The organism is Pseudomonas sp. GW821-FHT07E12 (assembly GCF_058986605.1).
The window spans coordinates 1-8,759 of the sequence record NZ_JBYSVX010000067.1 but is presented as its reverse complement, the minus strand read 5'-3'; the positions used below and the strand labels follow the sequence as shown (position 1 = coordinate 8,759).

Annotated in this window: 11 protein-coding genes; 5 read left to right on the top strand and 6 right to left on the bottom strand. The window is 65.5% G+C overall.

Annotation, left to right across the window (positions count from 1 at the left end):
* Positions 1–149: 149 nt before the first annotated feature.
* The 6 genes from AC3WJE_RS20585 to AC3WJE_RS20560 are packed head-to-tail and all read right to left on the bottom strand — an operon-like array spanning position 150 to position 3,887.
* Positions 150–644: a hypothetical protein gene (locus AC3WJE_RS20585; RefSeq protein ID WP_493732708.1), complete on the bottom strand. Its 495-nt coding sequence runs from the start codon at positions 642–644 to the stop codon at positions 150–152.
* On the bottom strand, positions 641–1,351 hold the full coding sequence (locus tag AC3WJE_RS20580; RefSeq protein ID WP_493732707.1) for a tetratricopeptide repeat protein: 711 nt from the start codon (positions 1,349–1,351) through the stop codon (positions 641–643). The genes AC3WJE_RS20585 and AC3WJE_RS20580 overlap by 4 nt, the downstream gene beginning before the upstream one ends.
* A gap of 59 nt (positions 1,352–1,410) precedes the next feature.
* The gene (gene minE / locus AC3WJE_RS20575) at positions 1,411–1,668 is read right to left on the bottom strand and encodes a cell division topological specificity factor MinE (RefSeq protein WP_493732706.1); all 258 of its coding nucleotides are present in this window, start codon (positions 1,666–1,668) and stop codon (positions 1,411–1,413) included.
* Positions 1,669–1,670: 2 nt separating this feature from the next.
* Complete coding sequence (gene minD / locus AC3WJE_RS20570; RefSeq protein WP_493732705.1) at positions 1,671–2,480, bottom strand: septum site-determining protein MinD; 810 nt, start codon at positions 2,478–2,480, stop codon at positions 1,671–1,673.
* Between the two features lie 40 nt (positions 2,481–2,520).
* On the bottom strand, positions 2,521–3,291 hold the full coding sequence (gene minC, locus AC3WJE_RS20565) for a septum site-determining protein MinC (protein WP_493732704.1): 771 nt from the start codon (positions 3,289–3,291) through the stop codon (positions 2,521–2,523).
* 2 nt (positions 3,292–3,293) lie between these two features.
* Positions 3,294–3,887 carry a GNAT family N-acetyltransferase gene (locus tag AC3WJE_RS20560; protein ID WP_493732703.1) on the bottom strand — a complete coding sequence of 198 codons (594 nt, stop codon included), beginning with the start codon at positions 3,885–3,887 and terminating at the stop codon, positions 3,294–3,296.
* Positions 3,888–4,040: 153 nt separating this feature from the next.
* Between AC3WJE_RS20560 and AC3WJE_RS20555 the strand changes: the two genes are divergently transcribed.
* The 5 genes from AC3WJE_RS20555 (at position 4,041) to AC3WJE_RS20535 (ending at position 8,654) form a co-directional block, all read left to right on the top strand.
* Positions 4,041–5,231 (top strand): sensor histidine kinase, encoded by a 1,191-nt coding sequence (locus AC3WJE_RS20555; RefSeq protein WP_493732702.1) that lies wholly within the window; start codon positions 4,041–4,043, stop codon positions 5,229–5,231.
* Complete coding sequence (locus AC3WJE_RS20550; RefSeq protein ID WP_493732701.1) at positions 5,231–5,872, top strand: response regulator; 642 nt, start codon at positions 5,231–5,233, stop codon at positions 5,870–5,872. The genes AC3WJE_RS20555 and AC3WJE_RS20550 overlap by 1 nt, the downstream gene beginning before the upstream one ends.
* A 382-nt stretch (positions 5,873–6,254) precedes the next feature.
* Positions 6,255–7,412 carry a polyketide cyclase gene (locus AC3WJE_RS20545; RefSeq protein WP_493732700.1) on the top strand — a complete coding sequence of 386 codons (1,158 nt, stop codon included), beginning with the start codon at positions 6,255–6,257 and terminating at the stop codon, positions 7,410–7,412.
* A 184-nt stretch (positions 7,413–7,596) separates the two neighbouring features.
* Positions 7,597–7,968, top strand: coding sequence for a DUF423 domain-containing protein (locus tag AC3WJE_RS20540; protein ID WP_493732699.1), 372 nt, complete (start codon positions 7,597–7,599; stop codon positions 7,966–7,968).
* Between the two features lie 11 nt (positions 7,969–7,979).
* Positions 7,980–8,654, top strand: coding sequence for a DNA-3-methyladenine glycosylase family protein (locus AC3WJE_RS20535; RefSeq protein WP_493732698.1), 675 nt, complete (start codon positions 7,980–7,982; stop codon positions 8,652–8,654).
* Positions 8,655–8,759 lie beyond the last annotated feature (105 nt).

Sequence of the window (8,759 nt, the reverse complement as noted above, 5' to 3'; positions counted from 1 at the left end):
CCTGCGCCGGCTGCCGCGTTGAGCGAATGGCTTTACCCGTAGGAGCGGCTTCAGCCGCGATGAGGCTTTACCGGTAAAGCCCCATCGCGGCTGATGGCCCGAGGCCACGTAGACCCGCTCCTACGAATCACCCCATTCCGAATCACCCATCATGGCTCTTCAGGCAACAACCCGCGCGCCATCAACCAGGCACGCGCATCTTCCGCATCCTGCTCGAACCACGCCCGTGTCGATCCCAATCGATACGTATAGCCCCACGCATCCATGTCGGCCATCAACCGCGCGCTGCCCACGCCTGGCAACTGCCCGGCGAGCACGATCTGCAGATAGCAGGTCGCATCCTCTTCCTCGACCGAGTCGGTGGCGTCGGTGTGCACCGCCGCGCGGCGCTCCGGCGGCAGCACGATCAGGTGACAGGCTTCGTGCAGCATCGAATGCACCGGCGTGTCGTCGCGCACGTACACATCACAGCCGATGATCCCGGCTTCCGGTTCACCCCAGTAGCTGCCGGGGATGGCCGCGCCGGCGGCGACGCGGTGCAGCGTCAGGCCGTGCCGCGCCAGCAGCGCGACGGCATCGTCGAGGCAGATGTCGCCAACCCGGGTCACGGCGGGTTCGGCAGTGGTGTCGGCAGCGGCATTCACGGCGAAACGTTCCGATGACTGAGCACGTAGTCGAGTTCGCTGCGCGCGTGGGCATCGCCCGGGTCGAGTTGCAGCGCCTGCTGGTAGGCCTGCTCGGCCTCGTCCCAGCGTTTCAGTTCGATCAGTGCATAGCCCTGGCCGCGCAGGGCACGCCCGAGTTCGTCCTGGCGCAGGTCCGGTGGCGAGAAGCGGGTCGCCTCGGCGGCCTGGCGCGCGATCGCGAGCATGTGCTCGCTGTCCTCGTTCTGATAGGTGGCCGCCAGCTCGGCAAGGAACTGCGCATTGCGTGGTGCCAGTTCCAGCGCTTGCCCCAGCGCATGTCGGGCTTCGCCCATGCGGTGCAGGTCGATCAGCGCATAGCCCTTGTAGTAGTACGCATAGGCCCAGGTCGGATCATCCGCGAGCATGACCCCACGATTGCCGGTATCGCCGAGTGCATCGCCCAGATACTGCTGTCCCTCGTCCTCGGTGCGCGGGCAGTAGATGCGCTGGTCGAGTCCGGCGTACTGGCGGTTGTATTCCTCGATCAGCGGGTCGAAGACTTCGCTGATGGAGGCCTCGAGCCGGCCCTGGTGCAGCAACAGGTCGACGCCGTGGCGCAGGCGATCAGCCCGCGCCTGTTCGTCCTGGGTAGCGGCGCCGGCGGGAAGTGCCGCCGTGACCAATGCAAAACCGAGTGCGAACGCGCGCAGGATCGAACGGACCATACGTAATGAGCTACCGCATGCCGTGCCGGAGCGCCGACCGGTGAGGTCGGCGCCATGGCTCAGTTCTGCGGATCCTCCGGCAATGCCACGGAGATATCGAGCACGTCGTTGGCACCGTCCTTGATCAGGTCCACCTTGACCGCATCGGCGTCGATGTTGACGTACTTCTTGATCACTTCCAGCAACTCGCGCTGCAGCAGTGGCAGGTAGTCCGGACCGCCGCGTTGGCTGCGTTCCTGCGCGATGATGATCTGAAGGCGGTTCTTGGCCGTCTCGGCGGTGTTCTTCTTGCTCTTGAGAAAATCGAGCAGGCCCATGCTTACCCTCCGAACAACTTGCTGAAGAAGCCCTTCTTCTCCACGGTGGTAAAGCGCATCGGGCGGTCTTCGCCCACGATGCGGCTCACGGCGTCGTCATAGGCCTGCCCGGCCGGGGATTCCATGTCCAGGATCACCGGCTCGCCCTTGTTGGAGGCGTTGAGCACGTCACCGGATTCGGGGATCACGCCGATCGCCTTCAGGCCCAGCACTTCCTCCACGTCGGTGATCGAGAGCATCTCGCCACCTTCCACGCGGATCGGGCTGTAGCGGGTCAGCAGCAGCGAGGCTGGCACGGTGCTGCCGTTCTCGGCCTTCTGGGTCTTGGAGTCGAGCAGGCCGATGATGCGGTCCGAGTCGCGCACCGAGGACACCTCGGGGTTGACCACCACGACCGCGCGGTCGGCGTAGTACATCGCCAGGAACGCGCCCTTCTCGATGCCGGCCGGGGAGTCGCAGACGATGTAGTCGAAGCCGTCGGCAGCCAGGTCCTTGAGCACCTTCTCCACGCCTTCGGTGGTCAGCGCATCCTTGTCGCGGGTCTGCGAGGCGGCCAGCACGAACAGGTTGTCGAAGCGCTTGTCCTTGATCAGCGACTGTTTCAGCGTGGCTTCGCCATGCACAACATTGACGAAGTCGTACACCACGCGGCGCTCGCAGCCCATGATCAGGTCGAGGTTGCGCAGGCCCACGTCGAAATCGATGACCGCTACTTTCTTGCCGCGCCGCGCCAGCCCGCAGGCCAGGCTCGCGCTGGTGGTGGTCTTGCCGACGCCGCCTTTGCCGGAGGTGACTACGATGATTTCAGCCAAAGCTTTTCTCCCGATGTTGTTCTTTTGATAGGGAACCGCGTCAGTCCAGCGCGGCTATTTTGATCTGGTCCTGCTCCAGCCAGACCTGGACGGCCTTGCCACGCAGGTCCATGGGGACATCGTCCAGTACCTTGTAGTGGCCGGCAATGGCGACCAGTTCGGCACGGAAGTCACGACAGAAGATCCGTGCCTCGGTGTTGCCGCGCGCACCGGCCAGGGCGCGGCCACGCAGCGAGCCGTAGATGTGGATGCTGCCGTCGGCGATCACCTCGGCGCCTGCGCCGACGGTGCTGAGCACGGTCAGGTCGCAGTTCTCGGCGTACAACTGTTGGCCCGAGCGTACCGCACTGCGCTGCATGCGCCCGGGCTTGGTGGATGGCGTGGTGGCGGGCGCCGGTTTGGCCGCCGGCGCTGCCGGTTTGGGCGGAGGGGCGGGCGCGGCGGCCGGGGCGGCACCGCCCTCGATACGCTCGTACTGGGCCCGGAACTTGGCCAGCAGCGGCAGCCCGAGCTGCTGCGACAGCAGCTCGATCTCACTGGTGCCGTAGGCCAGCGCCACCGGCAGTACACCGGCATCGCGCAACCCGTCCAGCAATGCCTGCGCGGTGGCCAGTTCCGGGGTCTGCGACAGTCCGCCGAAATCCAGGATCACCGCGGCGCGGCCGAACAGCTTCGGCGCCCGCGCCACGCGCTCGCGCATCTCCTGCACCAGCTTTTCGACGTCCAGCGTGCGCACGCGCAGGTTGGCGATGCCGACCTGGCCGATCTTCAGTTCGCCGGCCTGCTCGAAATCCAGGTTCACTGACGACACGCTCAGGTCCCCGTCGGGCGCTGCGCGCGCGGCAGGTGGCGAGGGTGGCCGATCCAGGAAACATCCGGCAGATTGTCGCCATAGGTGTCGTGCACCCATGCATAACTGCACAGGTCCTTCAGCAGCATGCTGGCGCGCACGTCAACCTCGGGCATCAGGTTCTGGCCGACCTCACGGAAGCCGAAGCTGCCGTGGAACAGCAGAGCCGCGTCGGCGCCATGATCCAGGAACACTTCACAGGCCAGCTGCGGGTAACGCAGCTCGGCGTAGCTCTGCACATCGGCATAGAACGCCCGGCCGACACCACCGCCACGGCGACGGCTGGCGACCACGATGCGGTCGATGTAGAAGAAGTGCGGATACTGCTCGCGGAACCAGCGGAAATTGCTGCTGTCATGCACGCTGTCGCTGCCGAACCCGACCAGGAACCCGGCCAGGTTGCCGTCGCGCTCGGCGACGCGGAAGTATTCGGCAGTCTCGTAGAAATAGTGCAGGCGGGCGCTGTCCAGCGGCAGGATCGCCAGGCCAGCATTGTTGTTCAGGGCCAGGACGGAATCGAGCTCATGCTCGCGCACGTCGCGGATGACGATCGACATTGGTACTCCGGGGTAACGCGGGCGGTCCGATGTCCGGACCTTGCGCAGGATTATTGCATGGGTCGCCTTGAGCGGCACCCTACGAACAATAACCGCCGTGAGCGTGACTTCCGGCATCAGGGCGCCGCGCCGCGATGCGCCTAAGATGCGGTGATGTTGGGATATCTCAGTCATAACCGCGTCCTGCGCCTGGCCGGCCTGTTCACCTGGGCCATCGTCTGCGTGCCGATGCTGTTGATCCTGTTCGTCCAGGGCGAGAGCCCGCAAACGGCGAGCCGGGAGGCGTTGTGGCCGTTCCTGGCCTATCTGGTGTTCGGCGGCAGCTATTTCTGGCTGACCCGCGGCCTGGACAGTGGCGGGCATGCGCGCTGGCACGACCGCCTGATCCTGCTGGTGCTGACCATCAGCGCGCTGGCGGTGAGCTACTTCAACGGTTCCGGCCTGGGCAGCATCCTGATGATGGTGGCGGCCGGGGTGATCCCGTGGCTGCTGCCGGCGCGGCTGGGCGTGATCTGGCTGCTGCTGAGCCAGCTGGCGGTGCTGCCGGTCTATTACTTCACGCTCGGCTTCTCGCTGGTGGAAGCGTTGATGCAATCGCTGCTGTACGGCGGTTTCTCGATGTTCATCTTCGTGACCAGCCTGGTCGCCCGCCAGCAGACCGAGGCGCGGGAAGAGCAGCGCCGCCTGAACGCGGAGCTGCGTGCCACCCGCGCGCTGCTGGCCGAGAGCGCGCGGATCAACGAGCGCACCCGCATCTCGCGCGAGCTGCACGACCTGCTCGGCCATCACCTGACCGCGCTGAGCCTGAATCTGGAAGTGGCCGGGCATATCACCGAGGGCCAGGCCCAGGAGCACGTCAAGCAGGCACATACCCTGGCCAAGCTGCTGCTGACCGACGTGCGCGAGGCGGTCAGCCAGTTGCGCGAGAGCGGGGCGATCGACCTGGCCGCGGCACTGCGCCCGCTGGTGGCGCAGGTGCCGTCGCTGGACATCCACCTGGATATCGCCGACCCGCTGACCGTCGAGGATCCCGAGCGCGCCCACGTGCTGCTGCGCTGCACCCAGGAAATCATCACCAACGCAGTGCGCCATGCCGACGCCCGCAACCTGTGGATCCGGGTGTTCCGCAATGGTGGCGAAGTGGTGATCGACGCCCGCGACGACGGCCATGGTGCCGACCACGTCGATCCCGGCAACGGCCTGCGCGGCATGCGTGAACGACTGGCGCAGCACGGCGGTCGTCTGGACATCGAAACCCATCGCGGTGCAGGCTTCCGCCTTCGCGCCTCGGTCCCCGGCGCGCCCGCATTGATGCCGGCCGCCGTTCCACAAGGAGTGCTGTGATGATCCGAGTTTGTCTGGTCGACGACCAAACCCTGGTGCGACAGGGCATCCGCTCGCTGCTGGCGCTCGACGACGGTATCGAGGTGATCGCCGAGGCGGCCGACGGGCGCCAGGCGATCGAGCAGATCCCCCAGATCAAGCCCGACGTGGTGCTGATGGATATGCGCATGCCGGTGATGTCGGGCCTGGAGGCACTGCAGACGCTGTCGCGGGCCGGCACGCTGCCGCCGACCATCATCCTGACCACCTTCGACGACGATCAACTGGTGTTGGCCGGGCTGAAGGCCGGTGCCAAGGGCTATCTGCTCAAGGACGTTTCGCTGGAGCAACTGGTCGGGGCGATCCGGGCCGTGGCCGAGGGCGGATCGCTGGTGCAGCCGGCGGTGACCCAGCGCCTGCTGTCGGGCCTGGAGCACATGCGCAACGAGTTCGTCAGCCTGGATCGACCGGACCCGCTGACCGACCGCGAGACCGAGATCCTGCGGCTGATGGCCTCGGGCTTCTCCAACAAGGAGATCGCCAACTCGCTGGGCGTGGCCGAAGGCACGATCAAGAACCACGTCTCCAACATCCTGTCCAAACTCGGCGTACGCGACCGCACACGGGCCGTACTCAAGGCCTTCGAGCTGCAACTCGTCTGAACGACAGGATGCCCGGCCCGGCGCAGCGCGCCGGGCGTTCGTGAGCGCGCGAGCCGGTGGCTCGCAAGCGGTGTTCGCTCACCCTCAGCAAGCTTGGCTGCGTGACCGTACTCGGGCCGTGTTCTAGGCCGTGCAGTCGCGAAATAGCCGGTTGGGCAGGCGCCGAATGCATGCGCGATCGAGCTTCGTGATGTCCGGATCGACCGGCCAAACCCATGGCCGGCAAGGGTTTGCGGGAGCGTGTTAAGAAACGGTTGGCACCGTTTTCATCCAGGTGTCGATATGTAGCCTTCCAGCAACTGAACATCTGTCGCGAAGCCTGCTAGGATGGGGGCTTCGCTTCACTCAACCCGGCCGTGGGATCGGCCCCGGAGACTTCTGAATGACCCGTATTATCGAGTTCCTGATTGCCTTGGGGATCGTGGCTGGCCTGTTCGTCGTGGTGGGCCTGGTTCTACCCTCGGAGCGCCAAATGTCCGAGAGCGTCGAGACCAACCGCAAGATGACGATCGTGTACGACACGCTGAATGGTTTTCAGCGCTTCAAGGATTGGAACCCGCTGGTATTGCGTGATCCCAAGATCCAGCTGAAGCAGTCCGGCGCGCCTGCCGGCAAGGGTGCACGTATCGACTACAGCTCGCACGAGGGTTACATCGGCGATGGTAGTTGGACGATCACCAACAGCGTGGAGAACGAGCGCGTCGAGATCGCCATCGAGGACCCAACCAAGGGCCACGACAAGACGACCAACTTCACCCTCGCACCGACCGGCAAGAACAACCGCAACGTCAAGATCACCCAGGACTACAGCGTCAAGTACGGCTGGAACCTGTTCGGTCGCTACGCCGGTCTGTATGTCAGCCGCCATGTCGGCGATGACCTGAAGCTGGGTCTGTCGCGCCTTGCGAACGTGCTGGCGACGGTGCCGAACTTCGACTACCGCGCCCAGCTGGACGGCAAGCCGATCCTGACGGACCTGAAGATCGTCGATGTGCCGGCAGAAGACCTGCTGGTGGTCAACGCGGGCAACATCGACCGCGACAACGACACCATCAAGAAGTCGATCAAGGACAACCAGGAGTGGATCAAGCGCACCATGGATGCGAACGGCCTTGAGCCGGCCGGTCCGGTCCGCATCGTGACCACCGATTTCGCAGCAGAGAAGTACGCGTTCGACGTGTCGCAGCCGGTGCGCAAGAAGTCCGGCGCTGCCGCGCCGAAGGCTGATGGCGGCGATGAAGCGAAGGACGCGGCTCCGGCCGTCGATGCGACGCCGGTGGCGGCCAGCGGCGACAAGCTGAAGGTCACCATCCCGTCCGGTGCTCCGGTCCAGTACGTGCGTACCGAGGCACACCGTTCCGCGTTCGGCAGCTACACCGGCCACATGGCGGGTCTGGATTCGGTTCGCAGCTCGCTGCGCGCCTGGGCTGTCACCAACGGTGGTGACGTGGTCGACCGTCCGTATGAGTCCTGGAAGGGCGGTGTGGACAAGGCGTTCACCACCGACGGCACCTACGACGTGTACTGGGCCATCAAGTAAGCCCCGGACGTCGGATGAGCTGATCCGCATAAAAGCGCGCCGCAGTGATGCGGCGCGCTTTTTTGTTTGGTGGGTTCAGTGAAAGCCCCGGCTCGTTCGTGGCTGGGCACTGGAAATCAATCCTCGCACAGGGATTTGCGAGTTCTTGCGAAGGATGCGCCTCATAGTGAAGCCGGAAACCACGATGCGCATGCTCGACCGTCGTTCCCGTAAACCTTCGTTGCTGGCCTGCATCGGCGGACTGCTGGCTGCCACGTCCATCGGTTTGGCGGCCTATGCCGCGCATGGCGTGGCCGATCCGCAAGTGCAGTCGCGCCTGCAGAGCGCGGCGCTGTACGCCTTCGGTCATGGCGTGGCGCTGGCGGTGCTGGGCGTGCTGGCCGATCGCATGTTGGCGAAGCTGGCGCTATGCCTGCTGCTGGTGGGGACGTTGCTGTTCTCCGGCAGCCTGGTCGGCGGCGCGTTGTGGCACGGGTCGACGCGTCTGGCTCCCGCCGGTGGCATCGCGATGATGGCGGGCTGGGTGCTGTTCGCCGTCAACGCGATGCGTCGCTAGGACCCGCCCGGATGGCCCGGCACCCGCGCGGTTTCGATGTGCAGATGGCGTTCGAACACCTGGCGCGGCGCGACCGCAAGCTGGGGGCGTGGATGCGCCGGATCGGTCCGATTGAGCCGCCGCCGGGCTGGCGCAAGCCGTTCGATCCGGTCGATGCACTGGCGCGGGCGATCCTGTTCCAGCAACTCAGCGGCAAGGCTGCGTCCACCATCGTCGGGCGGGTCGAAGCCGCGATCGGCAGCGCCCGGCTGCATGCCGATACGTTGGGCCTTATCGACGATGCCGCCCTGCGTATCTGCGGGGTGTCCGGCAACAAGGCACAGGCGTTGCGCGACCTGGTGCAGCGCGAGCTCGCCGGCGAGATTCCATCGCTGCGGCAGATGGCGTTCATGCACCATGACGCGATCGTCGAGGCGCTGGTACCGATTCGCGGCATCGGTCGCTGGACGGTGGAGATGATGCTGATGTTCCGGCTCGGCCGGCCCGACGTGCTGCCGGTGGACGACCTGGGCGTGCGCAAGGGCGCCCAGCGCGTGGATCGGCTGGAAGAGGCGCCGACACCGAAGGAACTGCTGGCGCGTGGCGAGCGCTGGGGGCCGTACCGGACCTACGCCGGGCTGTATCTGTGGAAGATCGCCGACTTCACCGAAGAGGCGAAGGCGCCAACCAATCGCTCACAGGACTGAATGAGCGTCTGTCTCTTGTAGGAGCGGCTTCAGCCGCGATGGGGCTTTACCGGTAAAGCCCTGTCTCTTCTCCACCTCTCCGAGCCCACGAGACCACCTAGCACA

Coding starts and splice junctions, on each gene's coding strand:
- AC3WJE_RS20580 (WP_493732707.1), bottom strand. CDS start 1,351: ATGGTCCGTTCGATCCTGCGCGCGTTCGCACTCGGTTTTGCATTGGTC.
- minE (WP_493732706.1), bottom strand. CDS start 1,668: ATGGGCCTGCTCGATTTTCTCAAGAGCAAGAAGAACACCGCCGAGACG.
- AC3WJE_RS20560 (WP_493732703.1), bottom strand. CDS start 3,887: ATGTCGATCGTCATCCGCGACGTGCGCGAGCATGAGCTCGATTCCGTC.
- AC3WJE_RS20555 (WP_493732702.1), top strand. CDS start 4,041: ATGTTGGGATATCTCAGTCATAACCGCGTCCTGCGCCTGGCCGGCCTG.
- AC3WJE_RS20550 (WP_493732701.1), top strand. CDS start 5,231: ATGATCCGAGTTTGTCTGGTCGACGACCAAACCCTGGTGCGACAGGGC.
- AC3WJE_RS20545 (WP_493732700.1), top strand. CDS start 6,255: ATGACCCGTATTATCGAGTTCCTGATTGCCTTGGGGATCGTGGCTGGC.
- AC3WJE_RS20540 (WP_493732699.1), top strand. CDS start 7,597: ATGCGCATGCTCGACCGTCGTTCCCGTAAACCTTCGTTGCTGGCCTGC.
- AC3WJE_RS20535 (WP_493732698.1), top strand. CDS start 7,980: ATGGCCCGGCACCCGCGCGGTTTCGATGTGCAGATGGCGTTCGAACAC.